This window comes from Nocardia brasiliensis, assembly GCF_011801125.1.
Taxonomy (GTDB): domain Bacteria; phylum Actinomycetota; class Actinomycetes; order Mycobacteriales; family Mycobacteriaceae; genus Nocardia; species Nocardia brasiliensis_C.
This window is the reverse complement of record NZ_CP046171.1, coordinates 1,550,635-1,571,028: the sequence shown is the minus strand read 5'-3', so window position 1 is coordinate 1,571,028 and position 20,394 is coordinate 1,550,635. Positions and strand designations below refer to the sequence as shown.

The 20,394-nt window shown below is 67.7% G+C and carries 19 protein-coding genes; 9 read left to right on the top strand and 10 right to left on the bottom strand.

What is annotated here, in order from left to right:
* Window positions 1-2 precede the first annotated feature (2 nt).
* From F5X71_RS07120 to F5X71_RS07110, 3 genes are all read right to left on the bottom strand, one after another.
* Window positions 3-3,239 carry an NACHT domain-containing protein gene (locus tag F5X71_RS07120; RefSeq protein WP_167461218.1) on the bottom strand — a complete coding sequence of 1,079 codons (3,237 nt, stop codon included), beginning with the start codon at window positions 3,237-3,239 and terminating at the stop codon, window positions 3-5.
* A gap of 125 nt (window positions 3,240-3,364) precedes the next feature.
* Window positions 3,365-4,291, bottom strand: a complete 927-nt coding sequence (locus F5X71_RS07115) for a carbon-nitrogen hydrolase family protein (protein WP_167461217.1) — start codon at window positions 4,289-4,291, stop codon at window positions 3,365-3,367.
* 29 nt (window positions 4,292-4,320) lie between these two features.
* A complete protein-coding gene (locus F5X71_RS07110; RefSeq protein WP_167461216.1) occupies window positions 4,321-4,878 on the bottom strand; it encodes a TerD family protein in 558 nt (185 codons plus the stop codon).
* A 263-nt stretch (window positions 4,879-5,141) separates the two neighbouring features.
* On the opposite strand from F5X71_RS07110, the gene F5X71_RS07105 reads away from it, so the two are divergent.
* Entirely contained in the window at window positions 5,142-5,615 is a 474-nt protein-coding gene (locus F5X71_RS07105) for an NUDIX hydrolase (protein ID WP_167461215.1), read from the top strand.
* A 39-nt stretch (window positions 5,616-5,654) separates the two neighbouring features.
* Here F5X71_RS07105 and F5X71_RS07100 read toward each other — a convergent pair whose 3' ends face one another.
* The gene (locus F5X71_RS07100) at window positions 5,655-6,626 is read right to left on the bottom strand and encodes a G1 family glutamic endopeptidase (protein ID WP_167461214.1); all 972 of its coding nucleotides are present in this window, start codon (window positions 6,624-6,626) and stop codon (window positions 5,655-5,657) included.
* A 288-nt stretch (window positions 6,627-6,914) separates the two neighbouring features.
* Between F5X71_RS07100 and F5X71_RS07095 the strand changes: the two genes are divergently transcribed.
* The 4 genes from F5X71_RS07095 to F5X71_RS07080 all read left to right on the top strand — a co-directional run bounded on the left by F5X71_RS07095 (window position 6,915) and on the right by F5X71_RS07080 (window position 9,519).
* A complete protein-coding gene (locus tag F5X71_RS07095; RefSeq protein ID WP_238815761.1) occupies window positions 6,915-7,373 on the top strand; it encodes a lytic transglycosylase domain-containing protein in 459 nt (152 codons plus the stop codon).
* 87 nt (window positions 7,374-7,460) lie between these two features.
* Window positions 7,461-7,928, top strand: a complete 468-nt coding sequence (locus F5X71_RS07090) for a DUF4352 domain-containing protein (protein WP_167461213.1) — start codon at window positions 7,461-7,463, stop codon at window positions 7,926-7,928.
* Between the two features lie 97 nt (window positions 7,929-8,025).
* On the top strand, window positions 8,026-8,448 hold the full coding sequence (locus tag F5X71_RS07085) for a TetR family transcriptional regulator C-terminal domain-containing protein (RefSeq protein ID WP_167461212.1): 423 nt from the start codon (window positions 8,026-8,028) through the stop codon (window positions 8,446-8,448).
* A 105-nt stretch (window positions 8,449-8,553) separates the two neighbouring features.
* Window positions 8,554-9,519 (top strand): sensor histidine kinase, encoded by a 966-nt coding sequence (locus tag F5X71_RS07080; RefSeq protein WP_167461211.1) that lies wholly within the window; start codon window positions 8,554-8,556, stop codon window positions 9,517-9,519.
* Here the strand turns inward: F5X71_RS07080 and F5X71_RS07075 are convergent.
* From F5X71_RS07075 to F5X71_RS07065, 3 genes are read right to left on the bottom strand one after another with little or no spacing between them, the layout of a single operon-like run.
* A complete protein-coding gene (locus F5X71_RS07075; protein ID WP_167466285.1) occupies window positions 9,506-10,288 on the bottom strand; it encodes a crotonase/enoyl-CoA hydratase family protein in 783 nt (260 codons plus the stop codon). The genes F5X71_RS07080 and F5X71_RS07075 overlap by 14 nt on opposite strands.
* Before the next feature lie 59 nt (window positions 10,289-10,347).
* Window positions 10,348-10,995: a TetR/AcrR family transcriptional regulator gene (locus F5X71_RS07070; protein WP_167461210.1), complete on the bottom strand. Its 648-nt coding sequence runs from the start codon at window positions 10,993-10,995 to the stop codon at window positions 10,348-10,350.
* Window positions 10,992-12,734 carry an N-acyl-D-amino-acid deacylase family protein gene (locus F5X71_RS07065; protein WP_167461209.1) on the bottom strand — a complete coding sequence of 581 codons (1,743 nt, stop codon included), beginning with the start codon at window positions 12,732-12,734 and terminating at the stop codon, window positions 10,992-10,994. Before F5X71_RS07065 ends, F5X71_RS07070 begins: the two co-directional genes overlap by 4 nt.
* Window positions 12,735-12,891: 157 nt before the next feature.
* On the opposite strand from F5X71_RS07065, the gene F5X71_RS07060 reads away from it, so the two are divergent.
* The 3 genes from F5X71_RS07060 (at window position 12,892) to F5X71_RS07050 (ending at window position 15,560) form a co-directional block, all read left to right on the top strand.
* A complete protein-coding gene (locus tag F5X71_RS07060) occupies window positions 12,892-14,346 on the top strand; it encodes an AIM24 family protein (RefSeq protein WP_167461208.1) in 1,455 nt (484 codons plus the stop codon).
* Between the two features lie 180 nt (window positions 14,347-14,526).
* Window positions 14,527-15,087 (top strand): L,D-transpeptidase, encoded by a 561-nt coding sequence (locus tag F5X71_RS07055; protein WP_238815760.1) that lies wholly within the window; start codon window positions 14,527-14,529, stop codon window positions 15,085-15,087.
* Window positions 15,088-15,188: 101 nt separating this feature from the next.
* Complete coding sequence (locus F5X71_RS07050) at window positions 15,189-15,560, top strand: DUF1304 domain-containing protein (protein ID WP_167461207.1); 372 nt, start codon at window positions 15,189-15,191, stop codon at window positions 15,558-15,560.
* A gap of 6 nt (window positions 15,561-15,566) precedes the next feature.
* On the opposite strand, the gene F5X71_RS07045 is transcribed toward F5X71_RS07050, so the two are convergent.
* The gene (locus tag F5X71_RS07045) at window positions 15,567-16,904 is read right to left on the bottom strand and encodes a family 1 glycosylhydrolase (protein WP_167461206.1); all 1,338 of its coding nucleotides are present in this window, start codon (window positions 16,902-16,904) and stop codon (window positions 15,567-15,569) included.
* A gap of 93 nt (window positions 16,905-16,997) precedes the next feature.
* Window positions 16,998-17,486 (bottom strand): hypothetical protein, encoded by a 489-nt coding sequence (locus F5X71_RS07040; protein WP_167461205.1) that lies wholly within the window; start codon window positions 17,484-17,486, stop codon window positions 16,998-17,000.
* A gap of 970 nt (window positions 17,487-18,456) precedes the next feature.
* On the opposite strand from F5X71_RS07040, the gene F5X71_RS07035 reads away from it, so the two are divergent.
* Window positions 18,457-19,395 (top strand): glycoside hydrolase, encoded by a 939-nt coding sequence (locus tag F5X71_RS07035; RefSeq protein WP_238815759.1) that lies wholly within the window; start codon window positions 18,457-18,459, stop codon window positions 19,393-19,395.
* 488 nt (window positions 19,396-19,883) lie between these two features.
* Here the strand turns inward: F5X71_RS07035 and F5X71_RS07030 are convergent, their stop codons facing one another.
* Window positions 19,884-20,309 (bottom strand): hypothetical protein, encoded by a 426-nt coding sequence (locus F5X71_RS07030; RefSeq protein ID WP_167461204.1) that lies wholly within the window; start codon window positions 20,307-20,309, stop codon window positions 19,884-19,886.
* Window positions 20,310-20,394: the final 85 nt, after the last annotated feature.

Genomic DNA, 20,394 nt, shown 5'->3' with positions numbered 1-20,394 from the left:
CGCTACGTCGCATTCGGGTCCGACGATTCGTGATCGGTGACGGGACTGGGAAGTTCGCGGTACACGATCCGATCGCGCGATGCGGTAGGTGCGGTGGTTCTGGTCGCTTCGTCGATACCGATATCGAGTTGTCGTGGCGCGCGGGGTTGCGGGATCGAGGCGATGTTTACCACCGAACGCTCCGGACCGACGCAGTCGACCAGGCGAACCTCGGTCAGCTCGGGAAAGTCCGTGAGGCTGACCAAATCGTATGGCAGTGTGCTGCTGCGCAATTCGAGAGTTTCCAGCAGTGGCAGCACCGGGGGCAGCCGGTGGAAGCTCCTGGTGAGGTCGCAACCGACCAGGCTCAATCGGTGCACCCGCGACGCACGCCCGACCCGCGCGAGTGCGGCGGCGGCATTGCGGCCGCGCAATTCCAGAACGGCCAGGTCATGATCGGCCACGGGCGTCAGGTCATAGTCCGCCGCGACGTCGCCGAGCCGTAGTGATCGGAGACCGAGCGGCAATGCGCCGGGCGACAGCGCGGGCAGCCGCGCCCAGCCGGTCAAGGAGAGCGAGGCGAGGCCGGACAGGGCGGACAGGGCTTCCAGGTGGTCAAGTGCGGCTTGCCCGTTCGAGGGCCGAAGCCGGAGTCGCAGTCCAGCGCTCGGGAATTGCGCGGCGGTCAACACGGAGAGGTCGTTGGTCCCCGTAAGCTGTCTGACCGTGAGCGTAGCGACAGCGGGGAGTTCTTCGAACGCGATGCCGCCAAGGTTCACCGGATAGTCGAGGACCAGATCGCGCAGGTCGTCCAGCCGCACCGCCGCCTGCCACTGGGCGGGGTGGGTCAGCCGCAGCATGCGCCGGAGGGTCGACGTACCGTGCGCGAGCACCTGCTCGGCGTACTTCGTGGGATCGCTGTACTGCCAGGCATTTCGGAGTTCCTGAAGCACCATCCAGCGTTCGTCTCCGGCATAGCCGTTCAGCAATCGCAAGGCGGCGGGCCCGCCGATGAACGCGGCCGTGCGCACCGTCGCGGCGGCGTGCTCGGGGGGCAGAGCCTGGATGCCGCGCGGCAGATGCCGCAGGGCCGGCTCGCCGACCGCGGCGAGCGCGACCGCTTCCGCGGGCGTATGCGGCGGTATCAACTCGGCGATGGTGCGGTCGAGCCGGTCCGCCAGATCGTCGGAGATCGATTCGATCGTCTCGAGGCAGGATGTGGCCAGGAGCCCGAGGTGGTGACGTTGCGCCGGCTCGGCCGCGGCGAGGTCGAGAATGCCGCTCAGCAACTCGTGGCGCTGGCTGCGATTAGCGTGACCGGCGGTCATGATGATGGTGTCGCGCCACACATCGAGGTGCGCGCGTCCGATCAGATTGCCGATGCGGTCCTCGGCGGCCGCCTCGGCGCTCGCCAGGTATTCCTGAAAAGTTCGGTGCACGAAGTCGATTCGGCCGACCGAGGGCGATCGCAGGATGCCGGACCGATTGACCAGATAGTCCAGCACCGGTTGCGCCTCGACGTCGAGGTGGCGCATGGAGGCGAGCCGGGCGCGCACGTAGCCATGGGCGGTCTCGGCATCGAGCTCGCTGCGATTGTTGTCGGACAGGCGCCACGCCAGGTCCCTGAGCAGGCTGAGCTTGTCGGTCAGGCTCAGCCGCACCGACTGCGCGCTGGGAATATGGCGCTCCGCGTCCCGGCGCTGCACCAACAGCTCGACCGCAATCCGATACAGCTCCATGCGATTACGCGGCAGCTGCCGGTTGCGGCCCAGGTGCAGGGAACACAGCATCGCCGCGAGCAGGGGGCTCGACGCCAACGCCGAAAGGTGGGCGCGATCCTTGATACTCGCGGTCAGTGCACGCTCGTAGGCAGGCAATTCGGCTGCTGCGCAAGGCAATCGCTGTCCGCTCTCCCCCACGGCCTGATGCCACTGCCGGACAAAGGCATTCAGGTCAGCGGGTGTCATCCGTTCGAGCTCGACGTGGGCGAAGTCCCGCCCGGCGAGCCACTCCTGGTGCGCGGCCGCCGGGCGGGACGTCACCACGATCCTGGTCCGCGGGTAGGCATGCAGTAGCCGAGTGATCCACTCGCGCACTCGGTCCCGATCGGCGGGAAGCAGCTCGTCCACCCCGTCGATCAGCAGGAGCACCTGGCCGTCCGCGAACAACCGGTCGAGCCAGGCGTTCGGCATATGGCTGGTCAGCGGGCCCGCCGTGTCGTCGAGCAGTTCGTCCAGCCCGGGCAACGTACGAGAAGCGTAACTGCGCAACCGGAGCAGCACGGGGACCAGCCCGTTCCACGAGGTCAGATCATCGGTGAAGGCGCTGCGCGCGGCGGTGACGGCCAGCCAGCGCAACAGGGTCGTCTTGCCGGAGCCCGCTTCACCGCGAAGCAGGATGCGCGGCCGCAGGCTCAAGGCCTTTTCGACGCGCTCACCACCGGTTTCGCGTTCTTCGCTCCGCCAGGTCGCACTGTCCGTGCCCGACCGGACCGCATCGGTGCTACGCCTGGCACGGCGGCGGCCGATACTGTCGCGGGTCACGCGCAGGCTGACGTACGCGACCGACAACTTCGTTCGCACCGGTTCTTCGACAGCGAAGCTGAACAACTCGACCTCATCGAGTACTCGGCTGACCAGCTCGAGATATTCGCGGCGGAAGGCGGCGTCGTCGCCCTCGCCGTCCGGTGCGTACAGCGACCGTTTCGGCAGCCGCTCCAGTACCAGGCCGATGTCTTTGCTGAGTTCGTCGCCGCGCCGGAGCAGCTCGGACACCGCACGCTCGGTGAAAACCGGCAGGTGGCGCACGATCTGGACGTAACAGTCGCAGCACTCCGCGACGAGTTGGTGATACAGCGCGTCCCCCGCGGCGCTCAGACCGGCGGGCGGGCTCGAAGCCGCTCTGATCTGCCTGGCCAGCTGCGCCGGGTCGGCATTCGAGGCGAAGATCGCGGCATCGGACAGGTCGGTGTGCTCGAAGGTATCGACCACCGCGTCGACGACGGCGGCGTGCTCGCCGGAGTCGATGCCACGGAACTCCTGGGCGAGCATCGGTTCGAGCCGTGCGGCGACGGTGTCCGCGATCTGCTCGAACTGCCGCGTGACGCTACGTTTGGCCCGGACGCCGGGGATGTGACGACGGACCAGGTCCGTCATGTCGTATCGAATCGCTTGGTCGTTCTGCTGTTTGGCGAGCACGAGCTGCGCCGCGCGCCCCATAAGCGCCGTGCCGAGCCGGACCGCGATCAGTTCCGCGCTCATGTTCCCCCTGTGGCCGATTGGAGCTGACAGGCATCGTGGGCCTTGATGATGCCACCATGGCGGGCCCGCCGTCGCCGCTGCCGCAGAACGGCTGACGAGCAGCCTGTTCAGGGGGCCGCTGGGTCTTAGTCGAGGAAGGTGGCGGGGGTGCGGCGGTGGCGGTCCACGGTGACGGTGAAGATGTCCGGGCGGGCGTAGTGGCCGGTGGGGTCGAAGTTTTGACGTTCCCTCGCTACCTCGCCGGCGTCGAGGTCGGCGAGGATGAGCCGTTCTGCGCCGACGACGGGCTCGACCAGCCAGGTACCGTCCGGGGCGGCGACGGCCGAACCGCCGTCGTAGCCCGCGGGTTTGTCCAGTGCCGAAAGTTCTTCGTAGAGGGGGAAATCGGTGGGTACATCGGCATAGTCGAGGACGGCGCCGACGGCCAGCGAGTAGACCCGCCCCTCGAGCGCGATGAAGCGGGTGATGTCGTTGGTATTGCGGATCGAACCGGGCCAGGTGGAGACGTGCAGGGTGGTGCCGTCGGCGTAGAGCGCGTGGCGTGCCTGCGGCATCCAGTTCTCCCAGCAGGACAGGCCGCTGACCCGGAATTCACCGAAATCGTGCGCGCGCAAACCGTTTCCGTCACCGATCCCCCACACCATGCGCTCCTCGTGGGTGGGCATCAGCTTGCGGTGCGCGCTCACGATGCCGCGGGCCGGGTCGATCGCGACGAGGGTGCAGTACACGGTGCCGCGGACCCGCTCGGTGATGCCGAGGTAGCAGAAGACACCGAGATCGGCGACGGCCTCCCGCACCGTCTTCAACTGCGGTCCGTCCAGAGTGACCGCCGCATCCAAATAGTAGGCGTACGCGGCCTTTTGCACGGGATTGTCGAAGCGCGCGCCACCGGTGCGGGCCAGCCAGATCGGATAGCCGGACAGGAACGTCTCCGGAAACGCCACCAGCTCCGCCCCGGCCGCGGCGGCCTTGGTCAGCCAGTCGATCACGATCTTCGTGCCCGCCGTCGGGTCCAGCCAGGCCGGACGGGCCTGCGCCGCAGCAATCCGCATATCCCCGATGATAATTCGCGATGCCCGCGCTAGCGCAGGTATGGCACGGCCTGGGGAACGGCGTCGACCACGTGGGTCGCGTAGATACCGGCGCCGATACCGATGTAGCACCAATACTGCTGGGTTCGAACGAGTTTGCCGATCACCAGGCCGGTGTGCTGCCCACCGCTCAACAGGTAGCGGGTGAGCTCGGTCCCCGAGGTGGTGTCCAGCACCCGGCAGTAGGCGTTCTCCATGCGCGCGAAGCTCTGGCCCGAATACGAGGTCGCGACGAAGAGCACCGCGCTCACCTGCGGCGCGACCAGCATCAGATCGACGGTGATCACCTCGTTGTCGCCCGCGCCCGCACCCGTCGGATCGTCCCCACTGTGCTCGATCGCACCGTCGCGCGAACGCAGCTGCTCGTGATAGACGGTGTCCACCAACGCTTCTCCGCTGAATACCAACGCGGCCGAGTTCACGTCGATTCTGCTGTCCGCGGTCACCGAACCGTCGACATCGACCCATACCTCGGCGGGGTCCCACCCCAGCGAGACACCGACGTGCGCCAACGGCATCCCCGCGGCGTCGACCAGAGCAATGGACACCGGGTGTCCCCTTTCGCAGGGGCGACCACGGCAACCGACTACCGCAACGCCGAACCTTCTCGATGACTACCCGGCGAACCCGTCGTCGTCCGGCTCGGCACCGTCCCGAACCACCCGCTCGCCGTTGAGCGGCTCGTCGCCGTTGACGAGGTCAGAAAGGGACCTGTCCGTCCGCCGAAGCGGCCCGCCAACGGCGAGATACCCCCGCGCTCCGCCTTCAATCACCGGACGATCGCGCCATCGCGCTGGCCTACTGTCGTGCCATGGCGACTCCTGACTTCATCCGGACCATCCGCGCCGACGCGGGCACCCAGTTGCTCTGGTTGCCCGGTGTGAGCGCGGTGGTCTTCGACGGCCGGGGCCGGGTGCTGCTCGGGCGGCGCGCCGACAGCGGACGCTGGGCGATCATCGCGGGCATGCCAGAACCCGGAGAGGACCCGGCCGCGTGCGCGGTGCGCGAGGTCTACGAGGAGACCGCCGTGCATTGCGTCGCCGAACGCATCGCCGCGGTGCGCGCGATGCCGCCGCACACCTACCCGAACGGCGACATCTGCCAGTTCATGGACATCACGATGCGCTGCCGGGCCGTCGGCGGCACTGCTCGGGTCAACGACGACGAATCACTCGAGGTCGCCTGGTTCGAACTCACGGCGCTCCCGCCGTTGTCCGAGCACGAACGGCTGCGCCTGGACCACGCGCGCGCCGATGGCCCGGCCTGGTTCGAGCCGGCGCCGTGACCGCGCACGAGACAGTCGAGAAACGACTGCCGCTCCGACCTACCGAGCGATGGTGAACTCGGTGCCGCTCTTCGCGATCGGCCCGGGGCTGAGCTCACCATTCGTCGCACCGATCGAATAACTCACCGGCTTGAACGCCGAGAGCGGCTTGCCGTCGATCTTCACGTTGGTGAAGCGGATCGGTGAGAACTCCGGGAGCGCGCTGTTGAGCTGCCCCTCGACGATGATCTCCGCGGTTTGCGCGGGCGCGGTGGAATGCGCGACGGTGGTCCGCGACCAATTCTGGGTCAGGTTCGCGACGGTCATCGTGTAGGCCGAACCGTCGAAGGTCACCGACGCCTGCATTTTGTCGCCAGGCGCCATGGTCACGTCCGGATAGATCACCGGATTCGCCGGGTAGGCCTCCCACAGCGCCATTCGATACGTCTGCTGCGCGCAGACCGACGCGCCGGTGGCCGAGCCGCTGCCCGCGGTCTGGCACGCGCCCACCGCCGCCTGGCCGAGGTGGGTGTTCACGCTCTCCGCGGCCCGGACCGCGCTGCGGAACCAGGTGGGATTGTTCGCGATGGTGGCGCTGGCCAGATTCACCACGGCCAACCCCGGCAGCGAGGCGAGCGCACCCGCCACGCTGACGCAGATGGCTTCCGCACCGGTCTGCATGAGCGGCAGTGCCTGTTTGCCGTCGACCACGGTCCCGTTCAGACCGACCCACGGCACGACGCGCTGGATGACCCCGGTGTCGGTGCACGTCACCTCGGGCTCGACCCATTCGGCGGAGACGCTCTTGAAGCTGCCGGTCACCACGTATCCGGCCCAGTTCGTGCCGCGGATGCGGGGCGCCGACCCGTCCGGCGTTTCGTTCGGTGTGGCAGGCGCCGAGCTCGGGCTACCGGGCGCGGGTGGTGCGTCCGCCGTGGCCACCGGCGGCGAGAGCAACGCCGCGACGATCGCCCCCACCACCGAGGCGGTGAGACGGCTCCGAATTCGCGTCCGACCCGGGCTACTGATCATGAACAGGGACAATAGCTCATAAGTATTACTGTCGCGCGGTGCCGCGCGGCAGTATTTTCGCAGGTCGCAGCCAGTTTCGCGGAAACACGAACGGAGCTGACCTGGCCGGTCGGCGATCAAGCGGACGGGCGTGTCGCGCGCGTGTCGACGGCGGGCGACGCGCCCGAAATTTCCCAATTCATCCACGAACACTCCGGAGTGGCTGCGCCGCCATTCCAGTCACCAGTGATTTGCTGAATTCGCAGCACGGACTTTGAGCTTCAACCATTGAAGACGAAAGGACCGACGATGCGGTACGTCATTTCCACTTTCGCGGCGATCGCCTGCGCGCTTTTCCTTGGCCTGACCCCGGCACACGCCGTTGCCACCGATTGCGATGCCCCCGACGCACCGGCGATCTGCGCCACGCCGTCGAAAGGCGGGCAATTACATCAGGCCGGTTCGGTCCTCTCGTTGCCGCGCGCCGCCGTGCGGACCCTGGCGATGACCATGGTGCCCCCGCACCATTTCTGGGCGTTCGACAACATCATCACCCGCGAAAGCGCCTGGAATGTCTTCGCACGGAATCCGGAAAGCGGCGCGTACGGTCTCGGGCAGGCATTGCCGCCGGAAAAGATGGGCACCCACGGCCCGGACTGGCAGTTCAACCCGGTCACCCAGATCCGCTGGACCTACGACTACATGAACAAGCGCTACGGCAGCCCGATCGCCGCCTGGGACTTCTGGCAGGCCAACCACTGGTACTGACCGTCGGCGGGATGCGCGGGCGCTCATCGGCGACCGGTCGTCCCGAATCGCAATGGCCGCGCGGCTTTTGCTTCTACGCTTGACCGCGTGCGCCGGCTGTTTCTGTTCCTGCTCCTGCTCTCGACTGCCTGCGGCACTGGTGAACCGACCGCCGCACCGCCGCCGCCCGCCCCCACCGAATACGTCCGCACCCCACAGGATTGCGCGAAACTGACCGTCACGGCCGCCACCGTCGAAACGGGCATCGGATATATCCTCGGCACACACGCCGAATGGCAGCCCAAAGGACAGTTCATCCGGATCAGGGTCGCTATCGTCAACAACGACAACACCTTTCACACCACGCGACCGGCCGATTACCACCTGGAGGACACCGCGGCGGCCGCCCATCCGCCGAGCGTCGACGCGATGGCGATCAAACGCCAATCGCCGGAGCTCACCCTCGGCGCGGGGAACCGCTTGGAGATGGATCTCTGGTACGACATCCCGCCGAACGCGGGCCCGCGGCAACTGCGAGATACGGTGTGCGCCACCATAATTCCACTGCCGAGCTGAGCCGCGCCGGCCGATCGGCGAGCAAATCCGGTTTGTTCTCGCTCTGGTGTGACAAAGAGGAACTGCAATCGGCGGCCATCGAGCGCGCCGAGCGACAGTGGTCGGCGCTGATCGTGGCACCCGCTTTGCGCCGCCCGCCGGGGTACGGCAATTGTGGGCGCTGCACGAAGCCCGGCCGAAGTTCTACACCGACGAGATCCTGCCCGGCGGCTGCTTCTTCGGCGCCATCCAGATCGAATTCGACGACCGCCCCGGCGCGGTGCACGATCGCCTGACCGAACAGGCACGCGAATGGGACGCCTTCGTCCGTTCGATCATTCGCGGCGCGATCGAAGCAGGCGAACTGCGACCGGAGACCGACCCAGGCCCGCTCGCCTTCGAACTGGACGCACTCGGCTGCGGCGCGGTCCCACGTTCGCGGATGTTGGCCGTCGACACCGCGTTCGCCCAGGCACGCGCCGCGCTCCGGTGGCGCCTGCGGGCGGTGTGCACCGATCCCTCGCGGCTGCCGGAGCACTGAACCGGGCGCCGGGGCTGACATTCGGCCGCACACACGGGACACTGAAGACGGCAGAGCCACGTGGGCCGCGTGAGCCGCCCTGCCCACAATTGAGGTAGACCACCGATGACCAGCACAGTAGCCGGACCGCCGAGCCAAGGGCAGTTCGTCCATCCGGCCCTGTTCTATCGCGATACCGAGGAGTACCTAGCCGGCACCGTCGGATTCATTCGCGCAGGGCTGACCAACGACGAACCCGTCGCCGTGTCCGTACCAGAACCCAATCTCACCCTGATCCGGGACGCACTCGGTCCCGACGCCACCGCAGTCCAGTTGATGGACATGACCATCGAGGGACGCAATCCCGGGCGCATCATCCCCGGGGTGCTGCGCGCCTTCGCCGATCGCCATCCGAACGGGCGGGTACGGATCATCGGCGAACCCATCTGGGCGGGCCGCTCGGACTGGGAGTACCCCGCCTGCGCACAGCACGAGGCGCTGATCAATGCCGCGTTCGCCGGGCGCGAGGTCAGCATCCTGTGTCCGTACGACACGGCGAGCCTCGACGCGGCGGTGCTCGCCGACGCCACCGCGACGCATCCGACGCTGATCGACGACACCGGCGAACGACCCAGTGCCGCATACGATCCCGACTCCGTCGTCACCCGGTACAACGAGCCGCTGCCCGCCCCGCCCGCCGGCGTGCCCGTGCTGGCCTTCCATGCCGCCTCGCTCACCGGCACCCGGCACCGGGCGGTCGAGTTCGCCCGCCGGGCCGGCATGACCGGCGATCGCCTCATCGATCTGGAACTGCTGGTCGGTGAGATCATCGCCAACTCGGTGGTGCACGGTGGCGGTACCGGCACGCTCGCGATCTGGGTCGACGGCACGCGCCTGTGTTGCCAGGTGCGCGACGCGGGCCACATCACCGACCCGCTCGCGGGCCGGCTGCCGCCGCAGACGTTCCAGTTCGGCGGGCGCGGACTGCTGCTGGTGAACCAGCTCGCCGACCTGGTCCGCCTGCACACCGGGGTGCGGGGCACCGCGGTGCAGGTGGAGCTGTCGGTGTGCGGCACGGTCAGCGACCGGTGAAGTTCGCCTTCCTGCGCTCGATGAACGACTGAATCCCTTCCGCGCCGTCCGCGGTGGCGAACAGCGCGGTGACATCGCCGACGAGATGCTCGGCGGCCGCGGCGTCCCCTTCTTCGCGCGCGCGATGGGCCGAGGCGAGGATGGCCCGCACGCCCAGCGGCGCCGAGTCCTCGGCGATCTCGGTGGCCAGCGCCCGTGCGGCCGCCAGCGCGGCCGCGGCGTCGGGCGCGACCTGCTGGACCAGTCCGATGCGCAGCGCCTCGGCTGCGTCGAATTCGGCGCCGGTCAGCACCCAGCGCATGGCGTTGCCCCACCCCGCCTCGCGCCAGAACCGCAGCGTCGCACCGCCGAACGGGTAGATGCCGCGCCGCACCTCCAACTGGCTGAATCTCGCGTCCGCCGCGGCGATCCGGATATCGGCGGCCAGCAGCAACTCGATGCCCAGCGTCAGGCAACGCCCCTGGGCCACCGCGATCACCGGCTTGGTCCAGCGGTAGTCCAACCGCCACGGGTCGAGGCCGTCCTCGGGATAGGTGATCTTGCCCGAGGTGAGCGCCGGTGCGACATCGACCAGGTCGAGACCGGCGGTGAAGTGGTCGCCGTGCGCGAACAGCACACCGGCGCGCAGCTCGTCGTCGCGTTCGAGCAGTGCATAGGCCCGGGACAGCTCGCCGAGCATCTCCAGCGTGAAGGCGTTGCGCTTGTCCGGGCGGTTGAGCCCGATGAGCAGGACGTGTCCGTCGCGTTCGACGGTGATCGTGTCGGCCATGGCACCAGTCAACCGCACGATTATGGTGTAGTCCATAGTCCCTAACGAGCGGATCGTGCTCAGGAACCCGGTTCGACACGGGCGTGCTCGGCGATCAGGTGCCGGAACACGGCGGAGAAGTATTCGATCCGCGCATCCTCCAGCTCCGGCCGCGGATAGGCGGCGCGCAGGATCGCCTCGCCGTCGAACATGTGCACGATCGAGGTCGCAAGCAGGCGGGCGATCTCGGCGGGCACATCGGGTGCCAGCGCCGCGACCGCGACGCTCTCGACGTCATCGATCAGCGCCTTCGTCACCGGTGCGAGCCGGGCACGCAGCTCCGGCTCGGTGCGCGCGGCCACCAGCAGTTCGAACCAGACCGTATTGGTTTCGTGCCGGATCTGGTTGCGCGCCCGATGCAGCACATGCGTCACATCCAGTGGCCGATCGGCCTGTTCGCGGGTCCGGATGTTGTCGAACGCGCGCATATGCCTGCGACCGACCTCCTCGGCGGCCGCAACGACCAGGTCGATTCGTGAGTCGAAGTGGCGGAAGATGCCGCCCTTGGAGACACCGGCCCGGCGACTGATCTCCCCGAGCGAGGCGTTGTGGTAACCGATTTCGGCGATGGTCTCGATCGTCGCCTCGACGAGCTTGGCGATGGTCGACGCGCGCCGTTCGGCCTGGGTCCGGCGCGGCGCCGGTGGTCGTCGCGACTGTTGGCTCACCCCAGCGACCTGAGGAAACGACCGGTGCGCTTGGTCCCGAGCGCGGGCGCGGCCGTGCCGGCACCGAAGACGTACTCGCCGCCGATGAAGACGGCCGATACCGCGCCGTCGTTGCGATTCACCATGCGGGACAGGTTGTCATATTGCGCGACCGGGCTTTCCGCGTAGTCGTCCAGCGTGGCGTCGAGGTGGGCCGGGTCGATCACGACCAGATCGGCGCGATCCCCCGCGCGCAGGTGGCCCGCGTCGATGCCGTACCAGTCGGCGAGTTCCCCGGTCATCCGGTGCACCGCGCGCTCGAGCGAAAGGAACGGGCGCCCGGCCTGTTCGGCCTCGTGCACCCGGCGCAGGAAGCGCAGCCCGAAGTTGTAGAACGCCATGTTGCGCAGGTGCGCGCCGGCATCCGAGAAGCCCAGCTGCACACCGGGATCGGCGCCCAGCTTGGCCAGAAACTCCGGCCGGTGATTGGAAATCGTGGTCCGCCAGCGCACTTTGGTGCCGTGCTCGACCACCAGATCGAGAAACGCGTCGACCGGATGCAGGCCGCCTCGCTCGACACCCACCTGTCCGAAGGTCTTGCCGAGCACGGAATCATCCGGGCAGGCGACGATCTCGGCGTCGAAGAAGTCGCGATGCCACACCCGCATACCGAATCTGGCGTCGTAGTCCTTGCGGAACTTGCGTCGATAGTCCTCGTCCTGGAGCAGCGCGTTGCGCTCGACCTGGTCGGCAAGGTGCAATGCCGCTGCACCGGAACCGAATTCCTCGAAGATCACCAGGTCGATGCCGTCGGCGTAGACCTCGAACGGCACCGGCAGGTGCTGCCAGCGAAAATCACCGCCGAGCGCGTTCAACGCGCGGGCGAGCGGCCCCATGATGTGCACCAGCGCCGGATTGGCCTTGATGTCCGCGGCCGAGAGCAGGGTGGTCTTGAGCCGCTTACGGAAGATGCCCAGGGTGCTCAGCGTCATCGCGGCGACGCTGCGCACCGAGGCGATGTCGGGGCCCGCCTGCAGGATTCGCCCGCGCTTACGCAGGATCGCGTTGAGGCGACGACGCTCTCGCGCCTTGGCATAGGTCGATGGCAGCGTCCTGGACCGGCAGGTGTCACCGTCGATCTTGTCGAAGAGCAACTGCTGTGCCGACATTCCGACGAACCCGGCGTCGAGCGCCTCGGTCAGCGCCGATTCCATCGCCGCGAGTTCGGCGGCGCTGGGCCGCACATCTTTTCGGGTGGCCCGGTCCAGGCCGAGCAGCGCGGTCCGGATATCGGAATGCCCAAGCATCGCGGCGATATTCGGGCCGAGCGGCAGTTGTTCCAGTGCGGCGATGTACTCGTGCGCCGAACGCCAGGTCTTGGTCTGCTCGACCGCCTCGATGACGTGCTTGCGCGGAATCGCCTCGACCCGCCCGAACAGGTCGCCCGCGTCGGTGGCGCCGACGTGCACGGTGGACAGCGAGCACGACCCGAGCAGCACCGTGGTGACGCCGTGGCGCACCGACTCCGACAGCGCGGGCGTCTTCAGCACCTCGACGTCGTAGTGCGTGTGGATATCGATCATCCCGGGCACCACCCACTTGCCCGCGGCATCGACGACCCGCGCGCAGCCCGCCTCGTCGAGCGGGTCGGCCGAGACGACGACCACCCGGTCGCCACGGAGTCCCAGATGGCGCACAGCGGAGGCGGAGCCTGCCCCGTCGAACCAGCGGCCGCCCTTGATGATGGTGTCGTAGCTCACCCCAACATTGCAACCGATCGGTCACTAACTGTCAATACCCGGACCATACGCGGCCGGATCCGGGCGGGATGCCCCGGCGAGGGTGGTAGCGCCGGGGGCGATCTCGGGACACACTTGATGCCGTGAATCGCATGGCATTCGACCCCGGCGGGTCGCGATGACGGCCCTGGCTCGCGGTGAGAACCGCCCCGCGCCCGCCGACCGGATGACGGTCACCGTCGCCTGCGCCGCCGGGGTGGACGTATCGGCGCTGCTGCTCGGCAAGGACGGCCGGGTCCGCTCCGACGCCGACTTCGTCTTCTTCAATCAGCCGGTCGGCCCCGGCGTCACCTATCGGCACGGCAACGGCCGCGCCGACGTGGTGGACGTGCGGACCAGCGCCCTGCCCGCCGATGTGGACACCGTCGTGGTCACCGCCAGCCTGGACGGCAGCGGACCGGCCACCTTCGCGGGCGCGGGCACGCTGCTGTCCACCATCGGATCCGATTCCGGCACACTGACTTTCCCGATGGACGGGCTCACCACCGAGACCGCCGTGGTCTGTGTGGAGATCTATCGGCGCGCCGACGCGTGGAAGGTGCGCGCGGTCGGCCAGGGGTACGACAACGGCCTGGCCGGTATCGCGACCGCGTTCGGCGTGAACATCGACGACGAGCCCGCGCCGCCCGCCACCGGCCACGGGCAGCCCCCGACGCCGCCGCAATCTCCGACCGCGCCCCCGCAATACCCCTCGGCGCCACCGCAATACGCCCCGCCGCCGCAGCACCCCGCCGCGCCACAGCACTCCGCGCCGCCGCCGGCCGCGCCCCACTACCCCGCGGCTTCGGCTTACCCGCCGCCCGCCGCGCCCGCACCTCAGCAAGGAGCACTGCCGATGCAGAGCGATCTGTTCAACCCCAGCCACGCCGAGGTCAACGGCATCGGCATTCAGAAGCAGGGCAGCAAGATGATCAAGGTCGCCGTCAACGGCGAGGTCATGGCGCGGGCCGGCTCGATGGTCGCCTACCAGGGCGATATGCAGTTCAAGGCGCTCGGCTCCGGCGGCATCGGCCGGGCGATCCAGCAGCGGCTCACCGGCGAGGGCGTGCCGCTGATGAACGTGTCCGGGCGCGGCGATCTGTTCCTTGCCGACAGCGCCGCCGACGTGCACCTGATCGATCTCGACGGCACCGACGGCCTCACCATCAACGGCTCCAACGTGCTCGCGTTCGACACCTCGCTGTCCTACAACATCCAGCGGGTGCAGGGCGCGGCGGGCGTTGCGAGCAACGCTGGGTTGTTCAACTGCGTTTTCACCGGTCGTGGCCGGATCGCCATCACCACGCACGGCTCGCCGGTGGTGCTGAACGTCGATCAGCCGACCTACGCCGATCCGCAGGCCGCGGTGGCCTGGTCGTCGAGCCTGCAGACCGGGATCAAGCGCAACGACTCCTTCGGCCTCGGCAGGCTGATCGGCCGGAGCACCGGCGAGGGTTTGACGCTGTCGTTCTCCGGCCGTGGTTTCGTCATCGTGCAGCCCTCGGAATTGCCGCCGGGCGGTTTGCTCGGCGGGACCGGCGGCGGCCAGCAGGCCGGGCAGAGCGGCGGCGCGTTGGGCGGATTGTTCGGTTAGACCGGCCCTAATGTAGGGATAGCTCGGCTAACAATTCGCGCGCCACGATTGACCACGTGCGCACCTTCCGCGATGATCTCAGCACCTCGGATTTCTGGAGCTTTTGCGACGAGGTACTCCTATCACCCTGGCATTCGGCACACAGTGTGGCGGCAAGGCGAAGAGAGGTCGGAAAATTTGATGAGCAGTACACGCTTTCGGAATTGGGCGGTCAGACCCGTGGCGCTGGCCGCGGCGGTGCTGGCGGCGGCCGGGCTCGCATTGACGGCAACCGCGCAGGCTGACCCGCTATGGCCCGGAGGCCCGGCATGGCCAGGCGGCCCGGAGGTTCCGGCAGGCCCGGATCTCGGCACCCCGCCGCTCATCGCGCCACCGCCGCCCGCGCCGGTCTACGCACCGTGCACCGCGGCGAAGACGCGCGCGTGCATGCGCCTGTCGACCAAGGAAGTGTGGCTGATGGAGGACGGCAAGACCGTCTACGGTCCGCAGCCGATCGAGATCGGCAGGCCGGGTTACGAGTCGCACGTCGGAGTCTTCGACGTCGACTTCAAGCGGCGGCACTTCTGGAGCACGATGCACAATGCTCCGATGGAGTTCGCGGTCTTCTTCGACGGCGACATCGCCACCCACATCGGCCCGCTCGACTCGATGTCGCACGGCTGTATCCGGATGAACCCGGATGCCGCCGAGCAGACCTACAATCACCTCGAGCCCGGCGACATCGTCGAGGTCGTGGAATAACCACCGAGCACCATTCGTGAGACCGAACGGGATGTCCGGCTAGGACATCCCGTTTTTTCTTTCCAAACGGGCCGCCTGCCCCTCGAGAAAGCGAGTCGATCGTGCGCGTAGCAGCGGAGATCCTGGTCGGACTTGTGGCGGCCCTGCACGTCTACATCCTGGTCATGGAAATGTTCCTGTGGACCACGCCGCGGGTGCGGGCGGCCTTCGGCAGCTCGGTCGAATTCGCCGAACAGACAAAGGTGCTCGCGGCGAATCAGGGCCTGTACAACGGTTTTCTCGCGGCCGGCTTGATCTGGGGACTGCTCGCCGCCGACCCGGTCGCACACGCGGCGATGATCTTCTTCACCGCGTGCGTGGTCGTCGCGGGTGTGTACGGGGCGGCGACCGCCAGCCGCCGAATCCTGCTGGTACAGGCGCTGCCGGGGGCGATCGCGCTGATCGCCGTACTCATCGCGGGCAGCAAGGGGTAGGCGAGATCACGGGGTGGGGGCCGGGTCGGTGCAGCCGTTGTACCAGTCGACGACGTGGCACGGGGCGGGTTCGCGGGTGGGTTGATAGTCCGCGGGCACGCCGCCGTCGCTGATGATCCCGGTGTAGGTGGCGACGGCGTCGGTGGGCTTGCGGACCAGGCCGGGGTCGGTCGCGGCATCGACCCGGTAGAGGCCGAATCGAGGTGTGTAGCTACCCCACTCGTAATTGTCGGTAATGCTCCAGTAGTTGTAGCCCATGAGGTTCATGCCGTCGGCCTTGGCCCGCTGCAACCAGTAGACGGTGTCGCGCAGATGATCGCTGCGGGTGTAGCCGTCCAGGCGAGGCATGTCATCCTCGGTTGGCATGCCGTTCTCCACCACGTACAGCGGTTTACCCGGGAACAGCAGCGAATATCGCTTCAGCGCATAGTAAATGCCCTCGGTCCGCAGCGGAAGCTGCCACATGCCGATCGCCTGCGTGTCCGCGATCTCCTTGACCGGTGCGGACACACTCGACGGCGCGACGCCGCGCGCGAAGTAGTAGTCGACACCCACGTAATCGAGGCGGTCCCTGATCTTTTCGACGATCTGACCGTTGGCCTGCTCGTCTTCGCCTGCGACATAACCGATATTGCTGGTCACCTGCGCGGTGCGCCGCTTCTGGTGGATGTAGTCGTAGATCGCATTGTGCGCCTCGACGACCCGGTCCTCCATCACGTGCTGATCGGTCCCGTTCTTGTGCACCTCATGCATGATGTAGGCGACCGGCTCATTGATGGTGACCCACAAGGGATCTCGCCGGTCGTAACGGTCGACCACCTTCTTCATATTGGTCAGCCAGTGCTCGACCATTTCGTCGGAGTCCCAGCCGCCCTGGTCGAAGGCCCAGCCCGGGTACACCCAGTGATCCAGGGTGATCATCGGCCGCATGCCCGCCGCGATGATCTTGGTGACCACCTTGTCGTAGAACGCGAAGCCGTCGGCGTCCCACTGGCCGGGACCGGTCGGTTGCAGTCGCGCCCACTCGATGCCGATCCGGAACACCTTGACGCCGAGCGATTTCGCGAGGTCGATGTCACCGGCGTAGCGATCGAAGAAGTCGATCGAGTTGCCGTACGGGTCCATGCCCTGTTCCGGGTCGTCGATGTAGTTGGTCCAATTGCTTTCCGGTACATGACCTTCCGATTGAAAGCCGGACGCGGCGACGCCCCACAGGAAATCGGGGCCGAGCGCGGGCACGCCCGCGGCAGGCCCCGGCGGAACAGACACCGCCACGCCGGGCACCAGCAGCGCGACCAGCGAGGCCGCCACCGCGCTCGCTGCCCGCCGAGTCCAAGTACGCATAAACCGTGAATATAACCGGAAGATAGCTGATCTCGTGGCACCCGCGCTCCACTCGGCGCGTTCACAGCCCGCGTCAGCGCACGATCGGGCAGGCTAGTCGCAGCCGATGCGCGGAATCGACACGACGTGGGGTGCGCCGTAAGCACTGTTGCTGGCCGCCGCCGCGGCCTCCTCGGCAGCGGCGGCCAGATCGGCGACCGCGACATCGTCGGGCGCGAAGGCGGCCGCTTTCGCCGCCTCGAGCGCCCGCGCGGCGGCGAACTGGACCCTGGTCACCGCCTCCGCGGCGGCCACCGCGTAGCAGCTGACCTTCAGCGCGTGATTCGCCGTGACATAGGCGTGCCATGCGGCGTCCCTGGCGGTGTTCGCGGTGGTCACCGCCCGTGCCGAGCCGTGCGCGGATCCGACGTGCTCGGTCACCTTCTCCCGGTTCACCGCTCGGCCACTGGCGGCGCTTGCCCGGTTCGCCGCGCTGTGCGCCCTGGCCTTCGCCTGAGCGAGCAGGTCTCGGGTGATGTCGGGCTCGAGCAGCGCGGTCGCGCCGCCACCACCGGACAGCAGCGGAATGATCTTGCCTACCAACGAAAGCCGCCCAGCTCCGATGTCACGGGCCACTCCGTCATCAACGAACCTCCTCGGTCGACAGTCGGACGCCGGTCCGGGATGGCCACCACCGCCACCCCGGACCGACCGCATGGGAAACAACGTGAAATAGGGATATTCCGTCTTGAATGTGACGGAAACATATCGATGTCATTTGCCGAACGCGAACAACATGAAGGACCGCGAGAAATGTTAGCGCACCGATCCCGCTCGGGACAAACGCCAGCGCCGACGCGCCGTTGCGGCCACTCGAACCGGCCGACGAGGGGCGGCGGCTCCCGCGGCAGCAGTGTCGCCGCAGCCGAAATTCTTTCCATCCGAACGCAGTTGGGCTACGAACACACTGCGTACCAGTGTGCCCCGCCGCCGGGTCCGCGGACCGGAACGCACGCGACCGGCGGGTGGCAGCGGCCGCGACCGGCCGGACACGAGCACGCTCGATGTCCAATAGTTCCGAATAGGAATAATTTCGCCGCGAATACCCCGGCGACGATGAATTGCCCGCGCCCGCGAGAATCGCGAGGCAGATGTACACCGCCAATTCAATGAGGCCCGGGGATTACCCGGGCCTCATCGGACTGTTGTACAGCGATAGTGAGCCGCAGGGGCGACCACGACTCACTCTGCAAAGCTGCCCCGAACTTCATGAGGCTCGACCAGATTACCCAACTTTTCGCCGTCATGGGGCGATTCCGGATGGAATGATCCCCTGACCACGCATATGCCGGTAAACGCACTATTGCATTCGGAATGCGCCACACATTGTGGTATGCCCGGCCCACTGAATATTTACCCACACCATTACTGGACACTTGTGTAATTGACCTTTCCGCAGGTACTCGGCGAGTTCGGGCCGATCGAGGGCGGACTGTGGCGTGCGCCACCGGCGGCGTGTCGAGCGGCACCGGGCAATCGGCGCTGGATAATTCGTGTGATGGGAGAGGTGGCGATGAGTCGCAGATCCGCACTGGCCCTGGCGGCGGCGGTGCCGCTGGGCTGGTTCGCGTCGCACCGGGCCGCGGCAGCCGGACCGGCGGTGCGGTACACCATGACCGCGTTCACCAACGCGAGCGAAACCGATTTGCATGTCTACGAATCCACCGACGCGCTGCACTTCCGACCGGTCGGCAAACGCGCCTATCGTCCGCCGACGGGCCTGCTGCGTGATCCGAGCTTGTTCCGGCACGTGGATCGCGCCTACTACCTCACCTACACCACCGGGTGGGAGGGACAGACCATCGGTTTCGCGCGCAGCACCGACCGGCGCACGTGGAATCACCTGTACGACTTCACCGTTGAGATTCCGGGTGTGACCTCCACCTGGGCGCCGGAATGGCTGATCGACGCACAGGGGCAGGTCAATGTCATCGTGTCGCTGTCGGACGGCTGCTCGTTCACCCCGCATCTGATGACCGCCACCGACCGATCGCTGCGCTCCTGGACCGACCTCGCCCCCGTGGCCATCGAGGCGGCGCCGGACGCACCGGACCCCGCCGACCTGCCCGCGGTGGACGGCAAACCGTGTTCGACCTACGGCTACATCGACACCACCGTGGTGCGGCGCGATGGCCGCTATTACGCGTTCACGAAGAACGAGACCAGCAAATACATCGAACTGGCCGTCGGCGACGCCCCTGGCGGGCCGTACACCCTGTGCGAGACCGGCGATTGGGCCCACTGGGGCACACCGCGCGAAGGCCAGTGCGTGATCCCGCTCCCCGACGGCGGGTGGCGGATCTTCTTCGACGCCTACAGCGACGGCAAGTACTTCTACAGCGATTGCCACGACGAGTTCGCCACCTGGACCGAACCCAGGGAACTGCCCGAACTGTCCGGCACCGTCCGGCATTTCACCGTGCTTCCCGAGTACGCGGGGCGGCCCGGCTGAACGACCCGATGTACCACCACGTTTCACGGTGGGCCGCTCCGGACGATTGCGGGGGCATAACCGAAGCGGCCAAACCGCTGCCGATATGACCCGAATCAGACTTCCGGCGGGCCGGCGCGCGGACGAGACTGGTATTCGCATCCGACGCCGGGCGCTCTGCTCCCCTATCTCGGGTACGCGCAGAACGATCGGCCGAGTCCCGAGGACCTGGCTGGTCGCCGGCGTCGGATGCACCTCGACCGTCGCCAGGGAAGGCCCACCTTGCCCACGCCATCGGACATCCGAGAGCTGCTCGACACCAGCCGCCGCGCTCGTACGCCGCGGCGACCACTACGCGGCGATAGTCGTGCCGGTGCCGTTTGCCACGGGCACGCTCGGCGCCACCGCGACCCCCTCCGTTGACCGTGCGGATCGCCGACGGACCCCGATCGCGCCCGCTGCCGATCGAGGGTGGCGGAGTCCGCCCGCTCCTGCCGGACTGGCACGAACTATCGGCCGCGCTGCGGCTGCAGATCGGCGACCGGCCGGGTGACCACCTCGTCACCCAGCTCGCCAGGGCGCTGGCGCAGTTGCACCACGCCCGCCGGGCCACGCCCGCGCGGTGTGCCGAAATCGATTGCCGCCGAGCCGAAATCGTCGTTGTGATCGATGCCTGGGTGACCGGGCAGCTGGCGCCCCCTCGGCCGGGGGATCGCGCGCCCGCTTCGCTGGGCGGCGCCGTCGACCGGATGGCCGCCGCTCAGATTCTCGCCGACCACCTGCTGATGACCGCCGAGAACGTCGCCGAGCAGCGCGTGCACGTGGCCTGGTCGCGACTCGCGGCGCTGGCGAACGAGTGGACGGATCTGGTCCGCGATATCGATGCGCGCCGCACTCGCCGGATCGAGCGCCGAGAGGTGCGCCGGCGAACCCATGACGGACGAGAAGACCCGAGGTAGGGCAGCTTCGACACGCCCCGGAGGCTGGAACTCGCCGGATTCGCCCGGATCACTTGTGCAT